Origin of the sequence: Vibrio campbellii CAIM 519 = NBRC 15631 = ATCC 25920 (assembly GCF_002163755.1) — a bacterium.
Taxonomy (GTDB): Bacteria; Pseudomonadota; Gammaproteobacteria; order Enterobacterales; family Vibrionaceae; genus Vibrio; species Vibrio campbellii.
In genome coordinates, this window is the sequence record NZ_CP015864.1 from 957,699 (window position 1) to 984,043 (window position 26,345).

The window sequence follows — 26,345 nt, forward strand, 5'->3', positions numbered from 1 at the left end:
AACCCCGAGCAAGCACGCCTTGCTCGGGGTTTCTTTTTGTCTCTTTGTTGTACACTGTGTACAATAAACACAATTTTCGTTCCAAAAAAAACCATATTTTGTATGTCTTCTACTTCTTCTAATGCCCAACCGACGTTAGCGAAACAACTCTTTACGATGACTTGGCCAATGCTGTTTGGCGTTCTGTCATTAATGAGCTTCCAATTAGTTGATAGTGCGTTCATTGGCCAACTTGGTGTCCTTCCCCTTGCAGCACAGGGTTTCACTCTTCCGCTTCAAATGGTGGTGATTGGTATTCAAGTTGGCTTAGGCATCGCGACCACAGCGGTCATCTCAAAAGCAATCGGCGCAAACAACGCTCGCTATGCTAAGCAGCTAGGAGGCCTAGTGCTCATGATTGGCTCTATTGGTGTTGCGGTCTTTGGCCTGCTTATTTGGCTGCTGCGCTACCCTATCCTCTCTCTATTGAGCGCACCAGATTCTGTTATGCCCATCATCGATAGCTATTGGCCATGGTGGCTATTGAGTTCATGGGTAGGGGCGGTACTGTATTTCTATTACAGTATCTGCCGAGCCAATGGTAACACCATGCTGCCTGGCACCATGATGATGGTCACCAGTGGTGTGAACTTAGTGCTCGACCCATTGTTTATCTTCACTTTCGATCTCGGTATCAACGGTGCCGCTATTGCGACAGTGATTGCTTTTGGCTTCGGTATTTTAGTAGTGGCTCCTCGCGTTCAGAGGAATCATTGGGCTAGCTTCGAATGGCACGATTTGAATGTAGTTAAGAGCGTTACATCCATCGGCAATATCATGGGGCCAGCGATGATCAGCCAACTGTTGCCACCACTTTCTTCGATGTTGGCAACTAAGCTACTTGCGGGATTTGGTACCGCAGCCGTCGCTTCTTGGGCTTTGGGATCTCGCTACGAATTCTTTGCCATCGTTTCGGTATTAGCATTAACCATGTCTATGCCGCCAATGGTGGGCCGATTACTGGGTGCGAAAAACTACGCTGATATTCAATCGCTGATTTCTATCGCGGTGAAATTTGTTCTTGGCTTCCAGCTTCTAATCGCCATCATCACCTTTGTCGCTGCTAATACACTTGCTCTGCTTATGACCAGTGATGCTGGAGTGACCAGTGTGCTTGAAATGCATTTGATGATTGTGCCTATCAGCTTAGGTTCGCTGGGTGTGTGTATGTTGATGGTGTCGATCTGCAATGCTTTAGGTAAGTCGTACACAGCGCTAACTATCTCCGCACTGCGACTATTTTTGTTCTTCCTTCCGTGCCTTTGGGTTGGCGCGCAAATGGGAGGTATTAAAGGGCTGCTTATTGGCGCTTGCCTAGGTAACCTCATGGCAGGTATCGCTGCTTATTTAACATACCGCAAAACCATTCATAAGCTCGTTTCTGCTGAAGCTGCGGCTTAAGAGAGCCACATAAAACAAAGCCCTCACGATGAGGGCTTTGTTCTTCAGACCATTTAGCATGATGCTGTTTTAAAGCTTTAGAAAAGCAAGAGCCTAGTTTAGTGCGACTTTATCTGCAGGGAATACAACGCCTGTTTGTCTTCTTACCTCAGTTAGCACTTTCGCGACCGTCAATGAACGTTGCTTCATTTGAGGCGCAATCGAACCCAGTTTCAGTTGCTTAGCAAATGCTTGCGCTTCATAGAACATGTGGTTCTCTTGTTGAGGTAACGTGAGTATTTCTTTGTCCTCACTACGCAAAATGCGCTCAACACCACGCCCCGTAGCAATCATATCCACCAGCAGACTACCTTGTTCACCTTGGAATTCACTTGGGATGAGTGAATCACTCACCTTCGAGTGCAATAGGTTCACATTAAAGCCATCGTAAGCGAGCGTCACGCTGCCACAACCATCAACGCCGGAAGGCAGAACATGAGCACTTGCTTGTACGCTATTAGGCTCTCCAAACAACTCAACGGCAGAACCAACGCAGTAGTAACCAATGTCCATGATGGAGCCATTGGAAAACTCAGGATTGAAAGTGTTTGGATTCTCACCATTTAGATATTTCTGATAGCGAGAAGAGTACTGACAGTAACTGATCGTAGCATGACGAAGAGGCGCGATCGTTGGTAGACTGTCTTTCAGTACTTGGAAATTCGGAGTGTATGGCGACATGAAGGCTTCAAACAACACGACATTATTTTCTTCAGCCGTTTTAAACATCGCTTGAGCAAAAGAATAATTTGATGCCATCGGCTTTTCACAGATCACGTGCTTGCCCGCTTTGAGCATCTGCACTGCCTGAGGCGCATGAAATGAGTTTGGGCTCGCTATGTATACTGCATCAACGCTTTCATCCGCCCCTAAAGCATCGAGGTTATCGTAATAAGCTTCTGCGTTGTAAGGTGAGCCAAATTCGCGTGCTTTCTCTACATCACGAGAGTAGACGGCGTGAAGACAAAACTCTTTGGTCTGAATCGCCGCTTCAACAAATTGTTGAGAGATCCAGTTCGTCCCGATCACAGCAAGTTTGAACATATTACTTCCTTTTCTTTATCGTTCTGGAAGCCGTAAGGAGTCCGGCTCGCAGACACGATTTAAGCAAGCTTTAGTTCATTAAACAACTCAAACAGTTGATTCGATTTGTAAGGTTTCGGTAAGTAAGCATCCATCCCCGCGGCAAAACAGTTCTGAATGTCTTCTTCAAGCACACTCGCTGTCAAAGCAATAATGGTGGTCTCCCCACTCCCAACTTCTTTCTCCCAACGGCGAATTTCTTTTGTTGCGGTCAGACCATCCATAACTGGCATCATGCAATCCATAAGAATGGCATCGAACTGTTCCCCCTTTCGTGATGGGTTCTAAGGCTACTTGCCCGTTACTGGCGATCTTTTGATTCATCAAATTATCTTCCGCAATCAAAATTCGACGATGTGTACGAGACTGGTTGATATTGTGGACCACTGCCGATTCTTTGGTTTACAAAATCTCTTCTGTTTGACTCGCCTAAAGTGGTCAAAACGCCAAAATGACCATTCATTGCCCTGATGTAAGCCAAAGTTATGTGAAACAAAAATGTGATAGCTTGCAAAATTTTGCAGCACCAATTTTAAACAGATTTCGTTAAATTAACTCATTGTAAGGAGAGACTTGGGCATATCTCCTGAAACGGCAAAAGTTGTTTACCATTTAAGTGGTAAAGACAACAAAGATCACATAATTCAAGGCATGGTTCACCTTGTTACATATCATCACTTTGAAATGATCCATTATTGTCGCGAAATAAGCCATGCAGATAGAAAAAGTCAATACCTATAAAAGACCGCTAGAATCACATTAATCAGCCAAGAATTAGACCTTACCCCACACTTTCCACTGGATTTATTTTTCCTAGCAGAATAAGACCTCCACCCGTACAATCCACACACATAACTATTACAACTCAATTACAAACACCCTCACTTCACGCTCTACCGTTGAGGTACTAGCCGAAAGTAAGGTCAGCTCCCCAAAACGTGAAAGGTCCAAAACAACAATGAGTCCAGAGAAATATCTCCAAGACTGGCAAACTAGCCAAACGATTGCTGAATCTATTTCCCCTCTTATCGGTAAGTTATATCGTCAAAAAGGAATCGAAGTGGTTCTGTTTGGTAAAACACTTATCAACGCAACAACCATCGACATTCTCAAAACTCACCGTATTGCAAGACGTTACACCGGAAGCCCTCTCTCTCTAGAACAAACCATGCCAATCATCCAAGCGCTGTGCGAAATGAGCATCTCGTCTTGCCGCGTTGATGTTGGTCAGCTTGCTGGTATGTACTGGAAAGATCACGAAGACACGGCCGCACTTAGCGATTTTTTATACACTTCACTTCAAGGTGCTCGTGACGCCGACTCTTCTCTAGCAGCTCGTGATGTGGTTCTTTACGGTTTCGGTCGAATTGGTCGTCTACTTACTCGTCTGCTGATTGAAAAAAGTGGCCCGGGTTACCCGCTTCGTCTGCGTGCTATCGTGGTACGTGGCGGTAAGAAGGGTGATCTTGAGAAGCGTGCAAGCTTGCTACGTCGAGACTCAGTTCATGGACAGTTCAACGGTAGTATTGTTATTGATGAAGAGCGCAAAGCGCTGATCGTGAACGGTAACTACATTCAAATCATTTACGCTAACAGCCCAAGTGATGTGGACTATTCGGTTTACGGTATCAACAACGCACTTGTTGTTGATAACACAGGTGTTTGGCGTGATGCCGAAGGTCTTAACCAACACATAGCGTGTAACGGTGCAGAGAAAGTACTGCTTACTGCACCGGGTAAAGGCGACATCAAGAACATCGTGTTTGGTGTGAATGAATCTGTTATTCAAGAAGATGACACCATCATCTCCGCAGCGAGCTGTACGACTAACGCTATCACTCCGGTTCTAAAAGCACTTAACGATAAGTACGGCGTGCTTTCTGGCCACATTGAGACCGTTCACTCTTACACCAACGATCAAAACCTAATCGACAACTTCCACTCAGGCGATCGCCGTGGCCGTAGTGCTTCATTGAACATGGTCCTGACGTCAACAGGCGCAGCTAAAGCGGTAGCAAAAGCACTACCAGAACTTGCAGGTAAGCTTACAGGCAACGCAATTCGCGTACCAACTCCGAACGTATCAATGGCTGTTGCAAACCTTAACTTGGGTGAAGATGTAGACCGTGATTCGCTAAACGAATATCTACGTGAAATGGCATTGAATTCGGAGCTTTCCGCTCAAATCGATTACACAGATTCGACAGAAATCGTATCAAGCGATCTAGTTGGCTCTCGCCACGCAGGTGTGGTTGACGGTCAAGCAACCATCGCTCAAGACAAGCGTTGTGTACTGTACATCTGGTACGACAACGAATTTGGTTACAGCTGTCAAGTTGTACACTGTATGGAACAAATGATGGGTGTTCGTTACCAAACATTCCCTCGATAAGGTGAACCTTGCTCCACAACGTTAACCACACTGTGTAACGAGCAACACCCCAGCATTTGTTTTTAATAATAAGCGCCTTGCGCATTACTAATATACTTCCCCACTTATACGCCTGATGACCCTCAGGCGTTTTTTCGTTTTAAGACACTTTGACATTCCTCAGACAAATCGATGCGAAATTGAACGGTATATTCATGTTTCGTTCATGTTCAGCGCAATAATATGAACCCATAGTTTGAAAGAGAGGTCATGATTATGAATCGAATTATCGTTACTGTATTGGCACTGATTACTGGCTTTTTTACTTTGGTATTTAGCCTAATCATGGCGATTCCATTGACCATCGCAGCCCTGATTACTGGTAAACGTATTGAAAAACGCGTGAAACAAATGCAACAAGAAATGCATGAAGAGTATGAATTCAATACGGGTAAGTCCGACGCGATTGAAGGCGAGTTTGAAGAGGTTCGTCACTAACGTTTCTGAAGGTTCCACACTCCCCCTATGTTCCTGAGCAACCTTCTTTGCTGACATCCTACCTCGTTAAGAGTTAGGATGTTTTTTTGTCTGCCATATACAAGAAAGGCTACCATCTCGGTAGCCTTTCTGCTTTTTATACAATGCGTTCGACTTGGTTAAATCGTCACAACTACTCGCACTGCCAGTAGCATTAAAACGATACCGGATAATCGGTCAATCAGTACCGCTTTTGAGCGAATACGGTCCACAACGCGCGAGTTAGACAATACCAATGTGATGAAGGTGTACCACAAGCCATCAACAACAAATGGTGTCGCGACGATGATCATTTGGTTACTTAGATCGTTACCCAGCGCCACAAATTGACTGAACAGTGCGATGAAGAACAGCGCAATTTTCGGGCTTAGAATTGAAATGAGGAAGCCTTCTCGCGCCGATTGTAAAACCGTCGTTTCTTCACCGGATTCTAACTTCGCCGCAACCCCACCTTTTGAGCGCAGTGCATTGAAGCCAAGATACGCCAAGTAAGCTGCACCAGCCAAGCTAATAGTCTTAAATAGCAATGGGCTTTGTTGCAGCACTACCGCCAAACCTATCAAGGTAATAAACGCATAAATACCGATACCAAACGCGTGCGCCCATGCGGTAGCCAAACCATTCACTCGACCACCAGCCAACGAGTGCTTAGCGACAATCGCTAAACTCGGACCTGGGGACATTGCCCCTAATAAACACACGGTAAAAAGTGATAACCAAACTGTTAGTGTCATAAGAATCTCTCCTCTTTGACGCTAATCTATCAACGGAGCAGGTATAATTAGAAATCAAAGTTTTTCATACTAGCTATGATTTCAGTTCATAGGCAGTAGATACGCACATTAACGAATGGAATACTCTGAGATTTGCATAACCGAGAGAATCTCCTCTCGCGCCCATTTATGCGCCGGATCCGTATCGTACTTTGGATGCCACATTAACCAATACTTATGAGTAGGGGTTTCGAGTGGCAACGCTTTGTGGGCTAAATCCCAATGCTTCGCGAGATTCACGGCAATATGCTCGGGTACTACCATCAGATGCTCACTTGAGGCTAAGCGATTGATAGCAGCAGAAAAGAAAGGCACCTTGAAGGTAACGTGGCGTGTATAACCCAACTCTCTCAATGCCAAGTCAGTATAGGAATCTTTGTCCCCTCCACCGTTCACTTTGATGTGAGAATACGAAATTAAATCTTCGACACTAATATGGTCTTGCTTTGCTAACGGGTGGGAGGCCTTCATCAAACACACGGACGAGTCCTCACCAATCTTCACACTGGATACACCTTTAGGCTGTTCTGGATAAATTGAAGACGCAATATGAATACCTGTCTCATGAAGTTTATCAAGAAAGTCAGGTTGCCAAAGTCGATACGCCATATCCAACTGAGGAGCAAAACTACTCAAGTGCGAAGCAATGTCAGGGAGTACATATTGCGCGACATAGTCACTCGATGCTAATACTAACTCTCCTTTCCAATCCCCGGGTTCAAAAGGCTTGTCATCGAGAAGGTGATCGAATTCCGCCAATAAGTCGTCCAACTTATCTTTTAGAAGTAGCGCCCTTGGCGTGGGAATCAATTGGTTACCCTGCCGAACCAATAAAGGGTCACCACATAATTCGCGTAACTGCGCTAGTTGACGACTGACCGCGGATTGAGTGATGTGCAAACGCTCCGCGGTTCTGCTCACATGGCACTCTTCAAGCAATACATGCAAAGAGCGCAGCAGATTCAGGTTGATGTTATTCAGCACATTCAACCCATTGTGTGCGCCAATCTGCAGCGGCGTAATCTTCCGGCCAATATTCCACTTGTTTGCAAATTAGCCCATCACGGATGCTGTGAAAAGTGATCACTCTATCTGAGCGAACGCCATCACTAACAATCACATCGGTGACTACTTGATCGCCTTCTCCCACAATACGTTCAATCGCAAAGGTCCACTTACCTTCTGCTGGATAAGCTAAGTTCAGTTCGGCAAAGTTCTTTCTGCCGCGAATGACTTCTTTGGTCAATGGCCAAATTACTTCACAATCAGGCGAAAGACACTCTGCTGCCGCATAGAAATCATTGCTTGCCATTACGTTCCAGAAATTGAGGACGATGTCTTTCTCGGTCATTTTACAAACTTGCTCCCTGTGGTATTGAAAAACTCCGTTAACACGGTATGTGTCATCACATTACGAAGCTCTGGATAACTTTGGATATAGTCTCGAATCTCATTCAAACGGGCGATATTCGGTACTTCAACAAACAGCATCATATCGGTTTCACCACTAATTGCATGACACCATTTCACACCGTCGATTTTGTAAAGATCTTTGGCGTAATTATCGCAGTGGTGACTTGCTGCTGACGTGTCAAATTTCAACACCATATAAGCACAAAGCGTCGACTCTTGAGATGTTGCAATATCGGCATGATAGCCAAGAATCACTCGATCATTTTCTAGCTTTTTTATTCGCGCTGTCACCGCTGAGCGTGACAAACTGACTTGCTCTGAAATCTCTGTAATAGAGAGGCGGGCATTCTGCCGCAATAGGTCTATGATCTGATGATCAAATTTGTCCATAACATCACCACGCTTTTCTTCGTCTCGTCATTCTACTCAATTCCAACTTATTGGAAATAGACAATATGAGCTTTATTGACAATAACTACCGTCATTTTGACGGCCAACAACATCATTTTGATACAGAGAACTCAGATAAGCTTGTCCGACAACCTACACAGACGTTTAGAGGTCGTCATGGATAATCTTAAGAAAGACATCACGCTCATATCTGGCATTGGACAACTTTCCACCACATTACTTGGAACAGGGTTATTTATGATCCCAGCAATATCTGCGGGTATCGCTGGGCATTTCTCACTTTGGGCTTGGATTATCTTACTCATCGCAATTTGCCCTATCGCGCTTACCTTTGCTCAATTAGGTAAACGCTATCCTAGTGCTGGAGGCACAGCATTTTTTGTTCGTAAAGCGTTTAACAGTAATCTGGAAAGTAGCGTTGCGTGGCTTTTTGTAAGCGTGATTCCTGTAGCCCTGCCAGCTGGGGTAACATTAGCCTCAGGCTTCTTAAATGAACTGTTACCAGAATCAATGAATATCCCATTGTTCACACAGGCCTTTGTTGTCTTTTTATTAATGCTAGTTAACCTTCTCGGCACAAAGTCATCTGGAAGGCTACAAACCGTCATTGCTCTTAGCATTTTTGCTTTGGTTGGTGCATTTTTATGGAAAGGTGATGTTGGCCCAGCCGATCTCACCATGCCTGCCATCACAATCGATTCAACTTGGTCAATTGCGACAGCATTAGGCGTCATGTTTTGGTGCTTTGTTGGGATAGAAGCCTTTGCGCATATGGGGGAGGAATTTAAGAACCCACAACGTGATTTCCCAATTGCTATTATTGTTGGCTGCTTTGTCGCAGGACTCACCTATTGGGCCTGCTCTGTCGTGATACTCAAATTTGGCGCTTACGGCAGTGCTGAGTTCGACAATGCCTCAATCCCGTGGTTGAGTGCGTATCTATTTGGTGATCACGCCAAATGGCTTATTAGTGTTATCGGTTTCTCAGCGTGTTTTGCGAGTGTGAACCTCTACACTCAAAGTTTGGCGCGAATGGTGTGGGCCCAAGCAAGGGAGCACAAACCAACTAGCGCTATCGCGAGAGTTTCAGTGCGAGGCGTACCAGCGAATGCCACGTTAATCGTCGGCGCTATATTGATTGCTTCTTGTGTTACTGGGTCGCTATCAGGGCTAGATTTGGAGTTCTTCCTAAAGCTCGCAAACGGCATCTTTGTTCTGGTCTATCTATTGGCAATGCTAGCAGCCTACAAACTGCTCAAAGGTTGGGGAAAGGTCCTCGCAGGATTTTCTCTCGTGTTGTGCACCGCAGTATTCATTTGTTTGGGTTGGTCTATGCTGTACGCCGTTACTATTTTTGCAGTGCTCTCCCTACCATGGAAACAGTGGCGAAAAAAGAACACTCGCCGAGTGACTGATTAAGGCTTAGCGTAGTTATTTAAACAACTCAGAAAGCTGTTCAACCAGAGCATCAATCTCACTTAATGCGACATTGCCATAACCCAATACCGCTCCTTGCCAATTTCGCGCTTTAAAATCTGAATGTTCATAAAAACTCAATGGACGCAGCACTATCCCTTTGGATTTAGCTCGTTGCGTCCATTCATGCTCATCAACCCCTTGCAACCACTTTAAAGTGATATGGAGACCAGCAGCCTGACTGATCACCTTAACTCTATCGCCAAAGTGCTTTTCAACAGCCAAACACATCTGCTCATGCTTATTTTTGTACAGTCGGCGCATTTTGCGGATATGACGAATTAACCCACCTTCAGTAATAAAATCAGCCAACGCCTCTTGGGTGTGCGTTGGCGAATCACCGGTTAACGCATCCTTAACCACCAAGCATTGCTCAACTATACGTTCAGGTACCACAAGATAGCCAAGGCGTATTCCATTAAACATCACTTTACTGAACGAGCCCACATACAGTACGCGATCATCTCGCCCCATTTGAGCCGCTAGCCCTTGTAAGCTGGTATATGGACGATGGGCAAACTGAAATTCACTGTCGTAATCGTCTTCGATAACCCAACGTGATTGCTCGACCGCCCAGTTGATAATCTTCCCTCGCTGCTCGGTATTAAGCGTAGTTCCCATCGGATACTGATTGCTTGGTGTGATATATAGAGCATCGGCATCGCTGCTGGTTACCGCTTCCACATCAAAGCCGAGTTTTTCTCGTACCAATAGAGGCTCAAATTGATATTGCTGGAACTGAATTAGCTTCCGCATTTGCGCGTAACCCGGTTGCTCCATCAAAACCTTATCACCTTGTTTTAGAGCTACCATCGTCGCAATTGACAACGCTTGCTGTGCCCCAGAAGTAATAATGATGCGCTCTGGGGAGCAATTTACTGAACGGCTTGATGCAAGGTAGTCAGCTAAAGCACAACGCAATGCCCAACTGCCCTGAATATCTTGGTTCCCTAGCAAACAGGTACGGGAAAGATGACGAGCAAGTAACTTTTGCCACTGCGCCATAGGAAAAGCTTCTAAATCAGGCACACCCGGAGCAAATGCGCGGTTGATGTCAAAGTTGGTTTTCGGTGATGAGTCCGTTTTGATTGAACTGGGTTCAGGCAGATACTGCTCCGGCAGTTCTACAGCAACATAAAAGCCAGAGCCTTTTTGACTGTTCAAGTACCCTTCCGCCACTAACTGCTCGTAGGCTGCAATCACGGTATTCCTACTGAGTTCAAGGCCTTGTGATAGCTTTCGTGTAGACGGCAATTTCCCATTCTTCGCCCACAGCCCTTGAACAATCTTCTCGCGGATAGCAAAAAACAACGCTTGCTGACGCGTTCCATCACTTTCTTTTAAATGCAGGTCACCGATATCAATCAAAGACAAACTGGATCCATCCGTTAGTTAAAACTGGCTCTCTTTAAGCTACCAGTTAAACGCTAAATTGCAATCGAAGATTGAGAAGCAAGTGCTCGTCCCTGTGAGCAAAAAGGAGAGAAAATGTTATCCAATACCAACAGAACGGAAATTAAGAAAGGCGCGCATAAAGCCATCTCTGATGTCGACAAACTGCACGCCATCATAGATGAAAGCCTTATCGCTCATATTGCAATAACCAACGAGTCTGGCCCTGTAGTCATCCCCATGCTGGCTTGGCGTGTAGATGATTACGTGTATATTCATGGTGCCAACAACAGTCGATTACTGCGCTCACTCAAACAAGGAGTGCAAACATGCCTAACCTTTACCTTGTTTGATGGCTGGGTACTGGCTCGAAGCGCGTTTCATCATAGCGCACATTATCGTAGCGCTGTTGTCTTTGGCCAGTTTGAGATGGTGGCGGATAACCAAGAGAAAGACAGATTGCTGAATCACTTTATTGAACAAATCGCTCCGGGAAGAACAAAAGACATCCGCTTGAGCAATGAGAAAGAACTCAAAGCAACCATGCTACTGCGTATACCACTAACGGAAGCCTCAGTGAAAATCAGCAATTTTGGTGTTAACGACGATGCACAAGACATGGACATTCCAGTTTGGGCTGGAGTCTTGCCGTACCGAACTGTTGCAGGCCCGCTGCAAGCTTGTGAAGATTTGTATGAAGGCATTAAAGAGCCAGACTACCATCGTGCCTACCCTAATCGCTGGTAGGAATAAGCACGGTAAACAACGCGCCCCCTAAGTGGCTCTCGCCGACCGACAGCTCCCAGCCTAGTTGCCTCGCAGCACTAGACGCAATGGCGAGTCCCAAGCCAAAACCTTTGACATCGGCGTTACGGCTTTTATCTATACGAGAAAACGGAATGAATACCTCTTCACGCATCTCTTTAGGAACCCCTGGGCCATCATCTTCAATATCGACGATCCAGAAGTGCTCTACCGACCGGATCGTCACTTCCACACAAGACTCGCCATAACGTTTTGCATTCTGCAGTAGGTTATCAAGAACCAAATTACCCAACGTTGGTTGCAGGTGGATGGACTGGTAAGCCAAAGCATTCTCAACAGTAAGCTTCGCTGACTCTAACCCACGATAATTCATGCGGCTTTTACACCAAAGCGGCAGTTCAATGGTTTCAACAGAATCGGCTAACGAATGGTTATTCACGCTCAAGCGGGAAAGCATTACGATGTCAGACGTTAAATCCGTCACCACATCCACATATCTTTCAATGTCATCGTGCAGTTCCGCTTGCATTTCACCTTTAGTACGCCTTGCCAAGTCGGTAGCTAGCTGAATTCGACTCAGTGGCGTTCGAACTTCATGAGGGATAGCCTGAGTGAAAATGTGTGTTTGGCGCACTTGCCTTTCAATGTCTTCCGACATGTTGTTGAAGCCAGTAGCAAGCTCTCGGACCGGAGAAGAGAAGTGCTTTAAATCCACACGAGTGCTGAGCTCACCGGAGCCAAATTGCTGCTGTGCTGACGTCAATTGTTGAATCTGGCGATCAAGTCTACGCACCGGAACATAAACCATGACACCCAAGCTGCATATTATGGTGAGTAACAAGCTGAACACAAAGATGCTTTCTGAGTCTTCATCCCAATCAATATCTGGACTAAAAAAATCTCGCTTTTCTCTAAATACCAGACTTTCGGATGAGTTTGGGAGTGGAAAAACCGCAGCGTAGATATTGCCATCGATCAAGTACACGGGCACACCTTGCATACGATAAAGCAATTCGCAGTCCAAACAAGGAGGCGAACCGTCCCAGTTATTAAGAAGAGTCAGGTCGAAGATGAAAAAATCCTGTTTGCCTGTTCTCGTTAACTGCTTGTAGAGTGAGTTAGGCGTCCCACGTTGCTCAGTATACTGATCGACAAAATACGTACCATCACTCAAGAAGATGCCAACTTCAGTTTTGCGCATAAACTCGTCACCCATAGTAAAAAACAAGGCGACGGTCACGGCAAGGCCCGTTACCAATCCAACATAGAGCCGAGTAAACAGAGAGAACATCCGCTATTTCCCCGTTAACATGTATCCACGATTACGCACAGTCTTAATGGTAGCGGTGTGAATAAGGGCTTTTGAGAATTTTTTCCTCAAAGAAGAGATTCGCATATCAATTGAACGGTCAGTAATGCAGTATTCAATGCCACGCGCAAGGCGGCAACAGGACTCTCGAGAAACGGGTTTATCGACATTGAGCATTAATAGCTCCAATATTTCGAACTCAGAATCAGTGAGATCGATATCTTGCTCTAAGTAATAAGCTTTAGAGCGACGGGTGCATAAGTCGATGCCATAACGGCTCAGCTCTGTCTTTTCATCCGAATCTATTTGGCGACGGTAACGGCGTAAAGAGGCCTCAATACGAGCGAGGAGGATATTGCCCTTAATTGGTTTCGTTAGGTAATCATCAGCACCAAATTTAAATAGGCTAACTTCACTCATCTCATCATCAGTGGCCGTCAACACAATGATGATCCCATGATAAGATGCCCTAGCCTCTTGGCATATCTCTGCACCATTTTTGCCTGGGAGCATCAAATCCAATAACACCAGATCAGGCTTCAATTCTTTGATAGCGTCGAGTGCATTAAGACCATTGTCGAGAACAGTAACTAGGTAACCTTCAGCCTCTAGGTACATTTTGGTTAATCGAGCAATCTCTGAATCGTCCTCTACGAGCAAAATTTTATTACCGACCATAATCCATTCACCCCACCTATAAAACAGAGGCAGTATATCGCTCGTTTTGTTCCATGCAACCCATATAAACCGAACCTCTAGCGACAGAAAGTGCTTACAAACACTTACAAACCATACATTTATAAAAAAGCGCTCTCTACAAAAAAACACAAAAGAACAAAAAACCAATTTATAAACACAAGTTAAGATTTAATATCATCAATTAAACCCAATACAAAATATAAAGCTAATATTATTTTAGCTTTGTCGAATTAAAAACCTTACAACAAATCATCAGCAGTAATTATGACTACAATTGCTCATGTAGACAGAAAATACTCTTGCAAATAAATTTCTCAGCAAACCTTCCGCCTGTGAGTATTGCAAAGATGAAATTCGCTCAATTAACGCCTCTGGCTCTACTTTGTACAGTAAGCCTAACTGCCTGCGGTGGTAGTGATTCAAAGTCACCAACAACCACACTGCCACCCCAACCAGCTCCAACATTGAAAACCGTGACGATCCCTAGCGTCGTTTCCAAAAAGTTTCCAGCCAAACTGCAAGTGGCTGCTGATGCTGGTTTTACCCACTACCTTGAAGTCTCCCTTTCGCAAGACGGGAACAATGCGTCGTTCCATATTATCGCGATGGATGACGGGGCGAATGATGAAAAAATAATTCGTGCCGCCAAAATCGTTCAGCACCTACTCACAAACCAGCCAAATTCGAAGTATGGTGCCGACAAATCTAGTATCGCAAAGACACTAGCCGAGCGTGATGCAACATTAATGCTGACAGAAAACGACGACCAGAATGACGAAATGCTCACCAAAATTTTCGTCAGTGAGTTGCTTCGTCAAGATAAATTGGACGACGCGATTGCAGATTCTGGCTTACCACAATCCTTTGATACCAGCTCATTAGAAAACTTTATTGCAACCATGATGGTGCTTAATGAAGACGACATGGACACGCTTATCGAGTCCATTGCATTAACGTTGATGAGCAGCGGGGATACACCAAACTGGTTGATGAACAGCCAATCCTTGATGTACCGCGAACTGACGGTTGAAGGCGATTGTCACTACATGAGTAACTTTGCCGATTACTGTGCCAATCTGGGTGAACATACCGACCGAGATGCCGCTTTTGAAGAGATTCTACATTTGGTCCAAGCACAAGGCATTGCTCCTAACGCATCGACTTCCTCATTACAAAAAGCCATTCAAGCGCATGCTCTAAGCATTTATAACGACATCCAATCAGGTAAGCCTACGGTGTGGCGCCCAACCCAGAGTGACTGGGAAGATTGGGAGTCTGACGACTTCGATCCAGAACGCGTTAAGCTAACAGGCCCTTCTTACTCTCACGAATATTTTGCTGCTGCTTTTGAAGCTTACATGGGCGTTGCAAAAGCAAACGGGCATGGTTTAGATGGCTACCAAGCGTTAACACGTGAAGAAATGCAAACCCAAGATCCACAAGCGATTGATTGGATTGGCGGTTTGTTCCACGACTACCTGCAATACACCGCAAGCATCGACTCTGCAGGCGTCAAACTCTACACAGAAAAAACGAATCCAGGCTCGGTTCCTACCTTCCGCATGGCACCAAACAAACATGGTTTAGTAGAAGCCTATACCTACAAGTCTCAATGGCTGACAAAAGTGAAGATCGTTGGCGACGACGAGATGAATGTCATCGGTAATGACCAAGACAACACATTTGAAGGCAACCATAAAAACAACAGTATTTATGGTGAGGGAGGCGTCAACACTTACGTCGTGCGACACAAACTGGCGGAATGTATCGTTATCAAAGCGAAGAACGTCTCTGTTGAGTGCCCCAATACAGGCATTGACGAGTTGTACGACATTCAGAACATCCAGTTCACCGATCAAACTCTAGATGTAACCAAGCTATAAACAATGAAAAACATGAAGAAACTTACTCTACTCGCTCCCCTATTCCTTGTTGGTTGTGGTGGCCTTGCTGTCATGGATCGTACTGATGCAGTAAAAGCGCAACCAGAAATGTTGGTGAAAACCGACGGCGACTTTTGGGGATTCGGTGCGGATGGCCATTTTGATTTTGCTGGCAAGTACAAAGGCAAATATTCGCGCAGTGCTTCAAACTCAAGCTGGTTCAATCGTATCTCATTCAAAGAAGGGGCAATGGGCGCAGAAGTGACTCGTATAGACAGCGGTGAAACTTGGCTCCTAAACTGCACCGGCGGCGGCATGTCGGTAAACTACATGGGCGTTGATTTTGGTGGCAACGATCCATACACCTGCGACATCACTCAACATGGTAAGAAAGTCGGTGAATTTGCCATGGAACCGAAATCTGCGCTGATCAACATCAGCCTTGAGAAAAAAGAAACGGGCGTAGTTCGCATTGGCAATACCCATTTCAATGTAGAAACCGTTCACACGAGCTCTGATTCGTTGATGGCGGTAGACATTCCATTGGGTTACAGCTTTAAGCAAGGTACGCAAGAGGTTGCGGCAGTGCAGACGAATGGCACAATCGCAGTGCAAATGTTGCCCGAGCTTAACGATAAGCAAAAAGACGTGGTTGCCATTGGCGCTGTAGCAAGTGCACTGAGCTGGCGTCCTGAGGAGTAAGCGTTAACACTCCCAAAAATTTCAAAGCCCTCATTTGAGGGCTTTTATTTGCTGGCAGCACTGGTCATCACAAAGACTATTTTTCCAATCGAGCCGCGTATTGTTTGGGAGTTAAGCCGCGATGTTTTTTGAACATACGATTAAAACTCGCGACATTGGTATATCCGAGGCGATCAGCAATCCCCTCTATACTGACATGTTTGATCAATAAACCGGCTGCAACGTTACTTAATACATAGCCAGATACCGTAGAGAAATTAAGTCCTATCTTGTGCAAGCGTCGCTGGAACTGTTGCTCTGAAAGCCCAAGTAAAGATGAAACACGCTCCAATGTCGGCAATCCATAATGGCTACTGTAACTCACTACTTCATAAATCACTTTAAGCTCATCTTCCGGATCGGGCATGTTGAGCAAATCATCCAAATCTGAAAAGCTCATCGCTAGACGGCTGTCTTCACGATGGCTTACTTGACGCGAGGCGAGGCTGTCATCTCCTGGGATCCAGATTTCTGTTTTTGGCTGACTCCACTCAACCTCACAGCCAAAGTACTCTTCGTATGGTTTGCCATTTTTCCTAGAACCAGAAATCATCACACGTAATGGCTTGTAATCTTGCCCCAAAAATTCACGCAAAATCTTGGTCATGAATATCGCGCAACGAATACTGTCATGTACTTTGACCGAAGTTTCCACAAATGGGTTGTGGTAAGTCCATTTGATGATCTTGCCTGATTGCTCACCCGCTAAAAAAGCGCCTGACTGAAGGTTACTTACGCCATAATTCACGCGTCGAATGGTGCTAGCGAGATCATTACCTGAGTATAACCAACGTCCGACCGGACCAAGCTTTTGCAGCTCAATGCCACGGCTTAAACTTAACACCACATCTGGGTCATCAGTCAGTTGTTCAATACGTCGATACCACTCCGAAACGGCCTTCAAAGGTATCAATGTCATCGGGTTGTGAAACACTGATGCAGGGATGCCAAGCTCTTCGGAGCTCAAATTATACTTAGATAATGCGAGGTTATGCATATTTAAAATACCCATCGCGCGAATAAATCGAACCGTTTTCATAACCAATCACATCAAATTTAATCTTCTAGTGATTGAATTTGTCACAAACCCTCACCTATTTCAATTCCAGACCACAATACGCCAACAGTTTGATAGAGGAGTGTTTAATGAGTTTACTGAGTGTCCCATTTGTCGGAACAGGCGCAGATACAGCGTTACATGTTGTCGCTGCCGTCGTTTTAATCGCGAGTGTCGCAGGCGCGTGTTACGGCTTTTGGAAAATCCATGAGTTGCCAATTAATAAGGCGCACAGCAAAGACCATCATCAGATAGGGCTCATTACCGCCCTCACCTGGATAGGATTTGTCTGGCACTGGGTATGGGTGCTAGCCGTGATCTTTGCATTCGTTGATATGGAAAAAGCCATCATCAATCTGCGTGATACATGGAAAAGTAAACCGCAAACAGAAACACAGCCACAAGAGGAGGCATAATGTTAGAAGGTTTAGCGGTATGGGCACTCTTCATCTATCTGCTCCGTTTAGTCGGCATGCCTTGGAACAAAGCAACCAAATCGTTCGCTTACCTAGGCGGCTTGGGTTGGTTAATGTTCGTCTGGGTAGGTCTCATCAACTTCACCCCGATGGATCTATCCGGCGGCTCAGTGGTGCAATCACCACACATCCAGTTGCGTCCGGATTCAGCCAATGTGAAAGGCAAGGTTGACCATATTTATATCAAGCCGAATCAACAAATTGAAAAAGGTCAGCTCATTTACGAACTCGACCCAACGCAATATGAGATCGAATTGAACCAAGCAAATGTGTCGGCAGATTCTGCTCGAGTCGCACTGGCAACAGCACAAGGTGATATCGAGATTGAAGAAGCCAACCATCAAGCACTGGTGCAAGATCTAGAAACGTCAAAAAGCCAATTGGAAGCGGCGAAAGTTGACTATAAATTGCAGAAAAAGATGCTGGATCGTTACGTTGAACAAAACCGCGTTGTCCAAAACACCATTACGGCAAGCGACATCGACAAACAATCGAGTGCCGTTGATATGGCACGCCACAACGTGTTAACTCTTGAATCTCAAATCAAGAAGAAACAAGTCGATATCTCACGTGCAAAACTGGCGATTCATAAAGCTGAGCTCGCGGTTGAAACGAAACAGGCTGAACTGCGCCAAGCAGAAGAGCAAATTGCAAAAGCACAATGGGAATTGAACAGCACCAAAGTGCACGCACCAGCAGATGGCTTTGTAACCAACTTTATCCTGCGTGAAGGTCAGCGTGTATCGATGATGCCGCGTATCAACATGTACACTAACGAGAAGTACGTTCTGATGCGAGTGAACCACCAAGCGATTCGTAACATCAAACCAGGTCAACCTGCAGAATTCTCTTCTTCGGTTTACCCTGGCAAGATCTTCTCTGCAACAGTAGAGGGCATTGTTGAAGCGACCGGCGAATCACAAGGCAACCTACTTGGTCTGGATGATTCCGTTCGCGCTACAACCGGTAAGAACTTGCAGAACAAACACCACTTTGTTCGCCTCAAGATTGATGAGCCAGAAGGCTACGATATCCCTGTCGGCTCAGTTGGTCTAGCATGGGTCAGCGGCGAGAAACCAATTGGTTTCCTAGCGTTCTTGGATGTGATTCGTGGCATCATCATCCGAATGAAGTCGCAACTGTACTTCTTCTACTCTATCTAAACTCCCAAACCGCCAGTTCCGCTGGCGGTTTTCTTTTCATTTGTATCCAAGCACGTAGTTTTCCCGTATAACAAGTAGTTAGTAAATAACGGAGAAAATTCATGTCGGCAAAGGAAAGAAGCCTACCCACCCATCGCATCTCAAGATTCAGCAAGTTCGCTTCCCTTGCAACCCGAGTCGCAGGCAACGTGATTGCTGAAGGCACCAAACAAATCGCTAAAGGCAATAAACCCAAAGCGAAAGACCTGTTACTAACGCCGCAAAACATTGCGCGTCTAACAGACCAACTGGCCCACTTGCGGGGTGCAGCGATGAAGCTTGGTCAAATGCTCTCTATGGATGCTGGCGATGTTTTGGAACCAGACCTCGCTGATATTCTCGCGCGACTTCGCTCAAACGCAGATCCTATGCCAGCAAAACAACTCAACGCAGTAATGGAAAACGCGCTAGGAACGAATTGGAAAACTGAGTTCCTCTCCTTTAACTTCAAGCCAATAGCCAGCGCTTCCATTGGTCAAGTTCACCAGGCCTACAGTGATGCAGGTGATAACCTTGCGGTGAAAGTCCAGTATCCGGGAGTAAGGAAAAGTATCGACAGTGACGTCGATAACGTGGGGACTCTGCTCAAAGTCGTTGGCTTGATTCCCGAATCGGTTGATTACAAAGGACTATTGGAAGAAGCTAAAAAGCAACTGCATGATGAAGCTGATTACGCACGAGAAGCGCACTTTGCCATTCGTTATCATGACGCTTTGAAGGAGCACCCTCATTTTGTCGTGCCGAAAATCCACACCGAGAGCTCTTCCGACGCCGTGCTCGCAATGGAATTCATTGACGGTAGTCCGATTGAGCAAATCGAACATTATGACCAAAGCACACGCGACTTTGTAATGCACAGTCTACTCGAATTGCTGTTCCGAGAGCTGTTCGAATTTAAAATGGTCCAAACCGACCCCAACTTTGCCAACTACTTGTATATCGAGAACACCCGTCAAATCGGCTTGTTAGATTTCGGCGCGACTCGCGAATACAGCGAGCAATTTAGCACTGGTTATCGCCAAGCTTTTGCATCGGTTGTCCACGACGACGAGCAAGGCTTGAACAATGCGCTTGAGCAGATTGGATTTTTCAGCAAGACCATTATGCCTGCACAGCGCCAAGCGATTCTTGATCTCGTCAAAATGGCGTGTGAACCTATGCTGGTTGATGAGCCTTATGACTTCAAAGCCAGTGGCTTAGCTCAGAAACTCCGCGAGGCCGGTACTATTTTAAGCATGGAACAAGACTACTGGCACACGCCACCAGCAGATGCCCTATTCCTGCACAGAAAAATAGGCGGAATGTACTTGCTGGCAGCTCGCATTGGTGCAAAAGTGAACATTCGCCAATTGGTCTCACCGTACCTACAGATTATTGACGAATAGACTATTGTTTTTCTGCCACTTTCGAGTACCTTGAGCAGCTGCCTATAAGAATAATCTGACTGTCGGGGTGCTCGGTGAGTAAGTTTCAAGACCTCTCTACTCTAATCGAACAAATTGTCCAAGCAGACGAAGCGGATCAACTTACCGCTTTGAATGATTCTATCGAATGTGGTCTCGAACCCGGTGCCGTGGCACTGATACTCGAGGCTTTCCCGATCGATGAACGTGTACGCTTGTGGCGCGCATTACCTATGGAATTGCACATCGATGTGCTGACTGAAATGCGTGCTGAAGTACGTCTTTCCATCATCGAAGCACTTTCTGAAGTTGAGCTGAAGCTGACCTTAGCCAAGCTGGATAACTTATCGCTGATTGAATGGGCTGACTCGCTGCCTGAAGAGTTCATTAATGAAGCGTTAGAGCTGATTGAGAAAGATGAACTCGATCTCTACGACCAAGCAAACGAATATGAAGACGAAGAACTCGGTCGATGGGCTGAACGAAAGATCATCACTCTCCCTTTTAATATTACCGTTGGTAAAGCTCGACGCTTGATGGAGCGTTACAGTTACGATACACCGCAGCAAGTGTATCTGATCAATCGTAAAAAGCAGTTTCGTGGCGCAGTGAACTATTATGAAATCTTACGTAGTGAAGCGGACGTTCGTCTCAAAACCCTAGCGATTGATACCGTCACCGTACTCGACAGTAAAATGGAACTGTCTGAAGCCGTAGAGGCACTTGAGCACAGCCCTCTCCCTGCTTTGCCAGTTACCGATGCAGATCAAACCTTGATCGGTGAAGTGGATTGGCAATTCGCACTCAGCACTCAACGTGAAATCTACGAAGCACGTTTGATGGCTGGTACGGGTATGGATGAAGGTGATGACTTGTTCGCGCCAATTCTAAAGAGCTCACAAAAGCGTGGCGTTTGGCTGGGCATTAACTTGCTGACTGCAATTCTAGCATCGGTGACGATTGGCTTGTTTGAAGATGTGATTTCACAAGTGGTCGCTCTTGCTGTTCTGATGCCGATTGTGGCTTCTATGGGGGGTATTGCAGGTAGCCAAACACTGACGCTGATGGTTCGTGCCATGGCATTAAACCAAATTACCCCTGGTAACCGTTTTGCCCTACTCAAAAATGAATTGGGTATCGGCTCTCTTAACGCTTTGCTTTGGGCGTTGATCATCGGTGGTTTAGCAGGGCTTTGGTTCCAATCTCCTGTATTGGGCGGCACCATCGCTCTCGCGATCATCGTCAATATTGTTACCGCGGCCTTATTTGGTGTGCTGATCCCAATTGTTCTTGATAAGCTCAAACTCGATCCAGCACTTGCGGGCTCGGTGATTCTGACTACGGTAACTGATGTCGTTGGCTTCTTTGCTTTCTTGGGCACGGCGAGCTTAGTAATGTTGTAAAAAGAATCGCTCTAGTTAATTAATTCATCATTAGCATTATAATTACAAATTGCAAACCGCATTTGCAATTTGCAACTCCCAGCAAATTTTAGGCAACCTTTATCACATAAACCGTGTTTTTTCGGTGGTTTTAAAGTTGGCACACTAACTGCATTATTTAGTGTGACCCTTCTTAAGCCGAGGGTCACCTAGCCAACTGACGTTGTTAGTGAACTCGAATTTGTTCACAAATATATAAGCCAATCGCACAAATTGCGGTTGGCTATTTTTTTATCTGGCCCCTTCAAATTCCTTCTCCACATCCTTACTCCCTGTTGAACCAATTTTATTCACTCAATTTACAATCGATTACATGCGATATTTTCTTAAGTTAACTACAACAAACAGCCACCTAAGAAAAATTGAACAGCATACACACCAAAATAACCATTAAATTAATGACTTTGCGTTCAAATTATGAACAATCGTTACTATCAAGCTCAAAAAAACGTTTGCTAAGCATTATGAAAATCCATTGAATCGCTATTTTATAAACAAACCACAAAAATATGACGAGATAAAAGAAAGCCACCAATGACACCGATTTCATTACACATTACTGGTCAGATTAGCCGTCAAGTTCCAAACTTTTTTATTTTTCTGAAAAACCATAACCACATGTTTTCAAAGGACTATAAAAAGGCAAAGCTAGAGTTAAACGTTTAAGTGACAAAAAACCCATTGACTATGAGATATACATCACCATAATACGCGCCGTTTGCCCAGAAATTGGGATCTACAATTTGTTTTAATTTTTCTTTGCGGAGGTAAAAATGGCTGCGGACAATAACTACAGTCTTGGACCGGTTCCTAACACTGCCAGAAAAGGCGTGGCATCATTAACCATGGTTATGTTGGGGCTCACTTTCTTCTCCGCAAGCATGTGGACGGGCGGCTCGCTCGGTACCGGACTTTCTTTTGATGATTTCTTCCTCGCTGTTCTCATTGGTAACCTAATCCTCGGCATCTACACTTCTTTTCTTGGTTACATCGGCGCTTCTACTGGTCTCTCTACTCACCTCCTTGCTCGTTTCTCTTTTGGCTCTAAAGGCTCTTGGCTTCCTTCCGCTCTTCTTGGCGGCACACAAGTTGGTTGGTTTGGTGTTGGCGTGGCGATGTTTGCTATTCCAGTAAACAAAGCAACAGGCATCGATACAAACACGCTTATCATCATTTCTGGTCTATTAATGACTGCGACGGTTTACTTCGGTATCTCTGCGCTTATGGTGCTATCTGCGATTGCAGTACCAGCAATTGCGTTACTCGGCGGATACTCGGTAGTAGAAGCGGTAAACAGCGTGGGTGGTGTGGCTGAACTACAAAAAGTACAACCAGCACAACCTATCGACTTTTCAGTGGCACTAGCAATGGTCGTTGGCTCATTCGTCAGCGCGGGTACCCTGACTGCGGACTTCGTACGATTCGGCAAAAAGCCAAAAGGTGCAGTGATGGTCACTATGGTGGCGTTCTTTATCGGCAACTCACTGATGTTCATCTTCGGCGCAGCAGGCGCTGCGGTAACTGGCCAATCAGACATTTCCGAAGTGATGATCGCTCAAGGTCTTCTAATCCCAGCTATCATCGTGCTTGGTTTGAACATTTGGACAACCAACGACAATGCGCTTTACGCATCGGGCCTAGGTTTCTCAAACATCACTGGTTTGCCAAGCAAATACATCTCTATGGCGAACGGTTTAGTAGGTACATTGTGTGCACTATGGTTGTACAATAACTTTGTAGGCTGGTTAACCTTCCTATCGCTTGCAATTCCACCAATTGGCGGCGTAATCATTGCGGACTTCTTCATGAACCGTAAACGTTACACAAATTTCGCAGCAGCAGAGTTCCAAACGGTTAACTGGGCTGGCATTATCGCAGTGGCGATTGGTGTTGCAGCTGGTCACTTCCTTCCGGGAGTAGTACCTGTAAACGCAGTGCTGGGCGGCACAATCAGCTACCTAATTCTAAATCCTATTCTTAATAAAAAGATACTGGCACAGCAGCCAGCGTAAGGAACCATCATGACAACACTATTGATCAAGAACGCAACGCTTAAGGGACGGGAAGGTCTCCAGCAAATTTTGATTGAGGATGGTCAATTCAAGCGTATTGAAGACAATAATGTAGAACTAAATTACACAGGTGATGTTCTTGATGCGGAGGGCGGCATGGCTGTCGCACCTTTCTGTGAGCCACATATTCACCTAGACACTACCCAAACCGCCGGTGAGCCGAACTGGAACATCTCCGGTACACTTTTCGAAGGCATCGAGCGTTGGGCTGAGCGCAAAGAGACGCTGTCGATTGAAGACGTGAAATCACGCGCTAAGCAAACTCTGAAATGGCAAATTGCAAACGGCGTACAACACGTTCGTACCCACGTTGACGTTTCTGACCCTACCCTTATTGCTCTAAAAGCAATGGTAGAAGTTCGTGAAGAAATGAGAGAGTGGGTAGACATTCAAATCGTTGCGTTTCCGCAAGAAGGCATTCTGTCTTACCCGAATGGTAAAGAGCTTCTAGAAGAGGCGGTTCAGCTGGGTGCTGACGTTATTGGTGCAATCCCTCACTTTGAATTCACTCGTGAGTACGGCATCGAGTCTCTGCACTACGTTTTCGAGCTGGCGCAAAAATACGACCGTTTGATCGACGTGCACTGTGATGAGATCGATGACGAGCAATCACGCTTTGTTGAAACGCTTGCAGCACTAGCGCATAAGTTCAAAATGGGCCACAAGGTAACCGCAAGCCATACAACAGCGATGGGCTCTTACAACGGTGCGTACGCATCTCGCCTATTCCGTTTGCTGCGCATGTCTGGTATCAACTTCGTTGCAAACCCATTGGTCAACATCCACCTTCAAGGCCGTTTTGATGATTATCCTAAACGCCGTGGTGTGACTCGCGTAAAAGAAATGCTGAATGCAAACATCAACGTATGTTTTGGTCACGATGATGTATTTGACCCTTGGTATCCACTAGGTACTGCAAACATGCTACAAGTACTGCATATGGGTCTGCATGTGTGTCAGGTGATGGGTTACGATCAAATCAACAACTCGCTTGATCTGATCAGCACGAATTCAGCACGCACACTGAACATTCAAGACAAGCACGGCATTGAAGCAGGTAAGCCAGGTAGCTTATTGATTCTTCCTGCGGAAAATGGTTTTGATGCAGTTCGTCGTCAGGTGCCAGTTCGTTACTCTGTTCGTCACGGTAAAGTGATTGCAGAAACACAACCAGCGACAACACACATTCACCTTGGTGAACAAGAGCAAGTGACCTACAAACGCTAATCACTGAGCTTCAAACACAAAAAAGGGTCTGACTACATCAGACCCTTTTTTATTTTTTCAAGCGCTGCGTTAGCTGTCTACGGCAACTAATGACATTCCTAAGCAACGAGGGAGTATTGCCTAAGTAAACAACCTTGCCATCTTCATCGATGATCGCAGGCACAACCTTTAAGCCTTCCATGTCTGCGCCGTATTCAACCAAGTTATGCTTACTCAAAGTTGAGACACAGACATGGGCCGTTTGCGATACGTAAGGCGAGGAATAACCCCCATTTGTGAAACGCCTTCAAAGAAAGCTTCACAATACAGACAATTTTCGTAATAAATATTTGCACTGACTCTCAACAAATACTAAAGTTAGGAGGTTAGTTGAGCTTTTAAATAAAAAAACCTCAAATCGCCCAAACTCAGATTTACCACTAACAACGTCAAAATTAGTGCTTATAAGATAAAGAATAAAACAAAAATCAGGGTCAACAGCAATGTTGACCCTTTTCTTCACCTATCCACAACCGAGCTCCACACAGAAAACCTGAGCCTTTCACTAAAAAATGAACCTACTGATAACTGCTAGTTATCAGCGAGATAAGTGGATTCCTAATCAAACAGCGTTCAATAATGGCTCCGAACCAAACATCTCGGAGTAAACACATGAACCCTTTCAACAAAACAACATTGGTCGCAGCGCTACCTCTTCCCCTACTTGCAGGATGCGTGACTCCGGGAGAAGACGACCCAAATAGGCGCCGCTGGTGGCGCGCTACTGGGCCTCACTATGGGGGCTCTAACGGGTGATGCTGACTTAGCTCTAAAGGGAGCGATTGCCGGTGGTGTCACTGGTGGTGTAGCAGGTGCGAGTGCTGGTGAGCAACAATCACAAAACCATCGCTACAACTTCTACCCGATGAACATTAACGATGTCATTTACCAAGGTATTCATACCGGGGATGTTCGTGTATAGCTTGGGTTCGCAGGGCCAAACGTTTGGACAATCAATAGCTACGCATACATCGATGGAGCAGAACAAAAAGTACAAACATTCCGCTTCACTCGAACTCAATAAAACGACGAGAATTCTCGTAACGTCTCAATAACAACGTCTCATTTGGCAATTTAATAAAGGCTTAGGCATAC

Annotated in this window: 23 protein-coding genes and 2 pseudogenes; 14 read left to right on the forward strand and 11 right to left on the reverse strand. The window is 45.5% G+C overall.

Translation table 11 applies throughout. The annotated features are described in order from the left end of the window. Positions 1-102 precede the first annotated feature (102 nt). Complete coding sequence (locus tag A8140_RS20290) at positions 103-1,440, forward strand: MATE family efflux transporter (protein WP_005532536.1); 1,338 nt, start codon at positions 103-105, stop codon at positions 1,438-1,440. 93 nt (positions 1,441-1,533) lie between these two features. On the opposite strand, the gene A8140_RS20295 is transcribed toward A8140_RS20290, so the two are convergent. Further along, positions 1,534-2,523, reverse strand: coding sequence for a Gfo/Idh/MocA family protein (locus A8140_RS20295; protein ID WP_005532535.1), 990 nt, complete (start codon positions 2,521-2,523; stop codon positions 1,534-1,536). A gap of 59 nt (positions 2,524-2,582) precedes the next feature. Next, positions 2,583-2,928 (reverse strand): annotated as a pseudogene (locus tag A8140_RS20300) (response regulator); the annotation flags it as partial. 592 nt (positions 2,929-3,520) lie between these two features. Between A8140_RS20300 and A8140_RS20305 the strand changes: the two are divergent. Then, positions 3,521-4,954: a glyceraldehyde-3-phosphate dehydrogenase gene (locus A8140_RS20305; RefSeq protein WP_005532532.1), complete on the forward strand. Its 1,434-nt coding sequence runs from the start codon at positions 3,521-3,523 to the stop codon at positions 4,952-4,954. A gap of 255 nt (positions 4,955-5,209) precedes the next feature. Next, on the forward strand, positions 5,210-5,431 hold the full coding sequence (locus A8140_RS20310) for a hypothetical protein (RefSeq protein ID WP_033000216.1): 222 nt from the start codon (positions 5,210-5,212) through the stop codon (positions 5,429-5,431). 158 nt (positions 5,432-5,589) lie between these two features. On the opposite strand, the gene A8140_RS20315 is transcribed toward A8140_RS20310, so the two are convergent. The 4 genes from A8140_RS20315 to A8140_RS20330 form a co-directional block, all read right to left on the reverse strand. After that, the gene (locus A8140_RS20315; RefSeq protein ID WP_005433441.1) at positions 5,590-6,204 is read right to left on the reverse strand and encodes a LysE family translocator; all 615 of its coding nucleotides are present in this window, start codon (positions 6,202-6,204) and stop codon (positions 5,590-5,592) included. A gap of 108 nt (positions 6,205-6,312) precedes the next feature. Further along, on the reverse strand, positions 6,313-7,227 hold the full coding sequence (locus A8140_RS20320) for a LysR family transcriptional regulator (protein WP_033000213.1): 915 nt from the start codon (positions 7,225-7,227) through the stop codon (positions 6,313-6,315). Further along, positions 7,217-7,594 (reverse strand): nuclear transport factor 2 family protein, encoded by a 378-nt coding sequence (locus A8140_RS20325; protein ID WP_005532529.1) that lies wholly within the window; start codon positions 7,592-7,594, stop codon positions 7,217-7,219. The genes A8140_RS20320 and A8140_RS20325 overlap by 11 nt, the downstream gene beginning before the upstream one ends. After that, positions 7,591-8,046: an Lrp/AsnC family transcriptional regulator gene (locus tag A8140_RS20330; RefSeq protein WP_005532528.1), complete on the reverse strand. Its 456-nt coding sequence runs from the start codon at positions 8,044-8,046 to the stop codon at positions 7,591-7,593. The genes A8140_RS20325 and A8140_RS20330 overlap by 4 nt, the downstream gene beginning before the upstream one ends. A gap of 177 nt (positions 8,047-8,223) precedes the next feature. Between A8140_RS20330 and yjeH the strand changes: the two genes are divergently transcribed. After that, positions 8,224-9,486 (forward strand): L-methionine/branched-chain amino acid transporter, encoded by a 1,263-nt coding sequence (yjeH, locus tag A8140_RS20335; protein WP_005532527.1) that lies wholly within the window; start codon positions 8,224-8,226, stop codon positions 9,484-9,486. Positions 9,487-9,498: 12 nt separating this feature from the next. On the opposite strand, the gene pdxR is transcribed toward yjeH, so the two are convergent. Beyond that, a complete protein-coding gene (gene pdxR, locus A8140_RS20340; RefSeq protein ID WP_005532526.1) occupies positions 9,499-10,917 on the reverse strand; it encodes a MocR-like pyridoxine biosynthesis transcription factor PdxR in 1,419 nt (472 codons plus the stop codon). Positions 10,918-11,031: 114 nt separating this feature from the next. Between pdxR and A8140_RS20345 the strand changes: the two genes are divergently transcribed. Further along, complete coding sequence (locus A8140_RS20345) at positions 11,032-11,682, forward strand: pyridoxamine 5'-phosphate oxidase family protein (protein ID WP_005532524.1); 651 nt, start codon at positions 11,032-11,034, stop codon at positions 11,680-11,682. Here the strand turns inward: A8140_RS20345 and A8140_RS20350 are convergent. Then, on the reverse strand, positions 11,669-12,991 hold the full coding sequence (locus A8140_RS20350; RefSeq protein WP_005532523.1) for an ATP-binding protein: 1,323 nt from the start codon (positions 12,989-12,991) through the stop codon (positions 11,669-11,671). The genes A8140_RS20345 and A8140_RS20350 overlap by 14 nt on opposite strands. Positions 12,992-12,994: 3 nt before the next feature. Continuing rightward, entirely contained in the window at positions 12,995-13,687 is a 693-nt protein-coding gene (locus A8140_RS20355; RefSeq protein ID WP_005532522.1) for a response regulator transcription factor, read from the reverse strand. 368 nt (positions 13,688-14,055) lie between these two features. Here A8140_RS20355 and A8140_RS20360 point away from each other — a divergent pair, with 368 nt between their 5' ends. Both A8140_RS20360 and A8140_RS20365 read left to right on the forward strand, forming a co-directional pair. Next, the gene (locus A8140_RS20360; protein ID WP_005532521.1) at positions 14,056-15,591 is read left to right on the forward strand and encodes a hypothetical protein; all 1,536 of its coding nucleotides are present in this window, start codon (positions 14,056-14,058) and stop codon (positions 15,589-15,591) included. Positions 15,592-15,603: 12 nt separating this feature from the next. Then, entirely contained in the window at positions 15,604-16,293 is a 690-nt protein-coding gene (locus A8140_RS20365; RefSeq protein WP_033000212.1) for a VV20781 family protein, read from the forward strand. 76 nt (positions 16,294-16,369) lie between these two features. Here the strand turns inward: A8140_RS20365 and A8140_RS20370 are convergent, their stop codons facing one another. Continuing rightward, positions 16,370-17,371 (reverse strand): AraC family transcriptional regulator, encoded by a 1,002-nt coding sequence (locus tag A8140_RS20370; RefSeq protein ID WP_005532518.1) that lies wholly within the window; start codon positions 17,369-17,371, stop codon positions 16,370-16,372. A 107-nt stretch (positions 17,372-17,478) separates the two neighbouring features. On the opposite strand from A8140_RS20370, the gene A8140_RS20375 reads away from it, so the two are divergent. From A8140_RS20375 to A8140_RS20400, 6 genes are all read left to right on the forward strand, one after another. Then, on the forward strand, positions 17,479-17,805 hold the full coding sequence (locus tag A8140_RS20375; RefSeq protein WP_005433326.1) for an MFS transporter: 327 nt from the start codon (positions 17,479-17,481) through the stop codon (positions 17,803-17,805). Beyond that, positions 17,805-19,028, forward strand: a complete 1,224-nt coding sequence (locus A8140_RS20380) for an HlyD family secretion protein (protein ID WP_005532517.1) — start codon at positions 17,805-17,807, stop codon at positions 19,026-19,028. Before A8140_RS20375 ends, A8140_RS20380 begins: the two co-directional genes overlap by 1 nt. 101 nt (positions 19,029-19,129) lie before the next feature. Continuing rightward, the gene (locus A8140_RS20385; protein ID WP_005532516.1) at positions 19,130-20,452 is read left to right on the forward strand and encodes an ABC1 kinase family protein; all 1,323 of its coding nucleotides are present in this window, start codon (positions 19,130-19,132) and stop codon (positions 20,450-20,452) included. Between the two features lie 74 nt (positions 20,453-20,526). Continuing rightward, the gene (locus A8140_RS20390) at positions 20,527-21,873 is read left to right on the forward strand and encodes a magnesium transporter (protein ID WP_005532515.1); all 1,347 of its coding nucleotides are present in this window, start codon (positions 20,527-20,529) and stop codon (positions 21,871-21,873) included. Between the two features lie 812 nt (positions 21,874-22,685). Next, complete coding sequence (gene codB, locus A8140_RS20395; protein ID WP_005532514.1) at positions 22,686-23,924, forward strand: cytosine permease; 1,239 nt, start codon at positions 22,686-22,688, stop codon at positions 23,922-23,924. Between the two features lie 9 nt (positions 23,925-23,933). After that, complete coding sequence (locus A8140_RS20400) at positions 23,934-25,211, forward strand: cytosine deaminase (RefSeq protein ID WP_087490667.1); 1,278 nt, start codon at positions 23,934-23,936, stop codon at positions 25,209-25,211. Positions 25,212-25,260: 49 nt separating this feature from the next. On the opposite strand, the gene A8140_RS20405 is transcribed toward A8140_RS20400, so the two are convergent. Continuing rightward, entirely contained in the window at positions 25,261-25,428 is a 168-nt protein-coding gene (locus A8140_RS20405) for a hypothetical protein (protein ID WP_169317556.1), read from the reverse strand. 434 nt (positions 25,429-25,862) lie between these two features. On the opposite strand from A8140_RS20405, the pseudogene A8140_RS20410 reads away from it, so the two are divergent. Further along, positions 25,863-26,274 (forward strand): annotated as a pseudogene (locus A8140_RS20410) (hypothetical protein). Positions 26,275-26,345 lie beyond the last annotated feature (71 nt).

Bases quoted from the DNA above. Each gene is read 5' to 3' on its own strand.
- A8140_RS20290 (WP_005532536.1), top strand. From the start codon at position 103: ATGTCTTCTACTTCTTCTAATGCCCAACCGACGTTAGCGAAACAACTC.
- A8140_RS20295 (WP_005532535.1), bottom strand. From the start codon at position 2,523: ATGTTCAAACTTGCTGTGATCGGGACGAACTGGATCTCTCAACAATTT.
- A8140_RS20305 (WP_005532532.1), top strand. From the start codon at position 3,521: ATGAGTCCAGAGAAATATCTCCAAGACTGGCAAACTAGCCAAACGATT.
- A8140_RS20310 (WP_033000216.1), top strand. From the start codon at position 5,210: ATGAATCGAATTATCGTTACTGTATTGGCACTGATTACTGGCTTTTTT.
- A8140_RS20315 (WP_005433441.1), bottom strand. From the start codon at position 6,204: ATGACACTAACAGTTTGGTTATCACTTTTTACCGTGTGTTTATTAGGG.
- A8140_RS20325 (WP_005532529.1), bottom strand. From the start codon at position 7,594: ATGACCGAGAAAGACATCGTCCTCAATTTCTGGAACGTAATGGCAAGC.
- A8140_RS20330 (WP_005532528.1), bottom strand. From the start codon at position 8,046: ATGGACAAATTTGATCATCAGATCATAGACCTATTGCGGCAGAATGCC.
- yjeH (WP_005532527.1), top strand. From the start codon at position 8,224: ATGGATAATCTTAAGAAAGACATCACGCTCATATCTGGCATTGGACAA.
- A8140_RS20345 (WP_005532524.1), top strand. From the start codon at position 11,032: ATGTTATCCAATACCAACAGAACGGAAATTAAGAAAGGCGCGCATAAA.
- A8140_RS20350 (WP_005532523.1), bottom strand. From the start codon at position 12,991: ATGTTCTCTCTGTTTACTCGGCTCTATGTTGGATTGGTAACGGGCCTT.
- A8140_RS20355 (WP_005532522.1), bottom strand. From the start codon at position 13,687: ATGGTCGGTAATAAAATTTTGCTCGTAGAGGACGATTCAGAGATTGCT.
- A8140_RS20360 (WP_005532521.1), top strand. From the start codon at position 14,056: ATGAAATTCGCTCAATTAACGCCTCTGGCTCTACTTTGTACAGTAAGC.
- A8140_RS20365 (WP_033000212.1), top strand. From the start codon at position 15,604: ATGAAGAAACTTACTCTACTCGCTCCCCTATTCCTTGTTGGTTGTGGT.
- A8140_RS20370 (WP_005532518.1), bottom strand. From the start codon at position 17,371: ATGAAAACGGTTCGATTTATTCGCGCGATGGGTATTTTAAATATGCAT.
- A8140_RS20375 (WP_005433326.1), top strand. From the start codon at position 17,479: ATGAGTTTACTGAGTGTCCCATTTGTCGGAACAGGCGCAGATACAGCG.
- A8140_RS20380 (WP_005532517.1), top strand. From the start codon at position 17,805: ATGTTAGAAGGTTTAGCGGTATGGGCACTCTTCATCTATCTGCTCCGT.
- A8140_RS20385 (WP_005532516.1), top strand. From the start codon at position 19,130: ATGTCGGCAAAGGAAAGAAGCCTACCCACCCATCGCATCTCAAGATTC.
- codB (WP_005532514.1), top strand. From the start codon at position 22,686: ATGGCTGCGGACAATAACTACAGTCTTGGACCGGTTCCTAACACTGCC.
- A8140_RS20400 (WP_087490667.1), top strand. From the start codon at position 23,934: ATGACAACACTATTGATCAAGAACGCAACGCTTAAGGGACGGGAAGGT.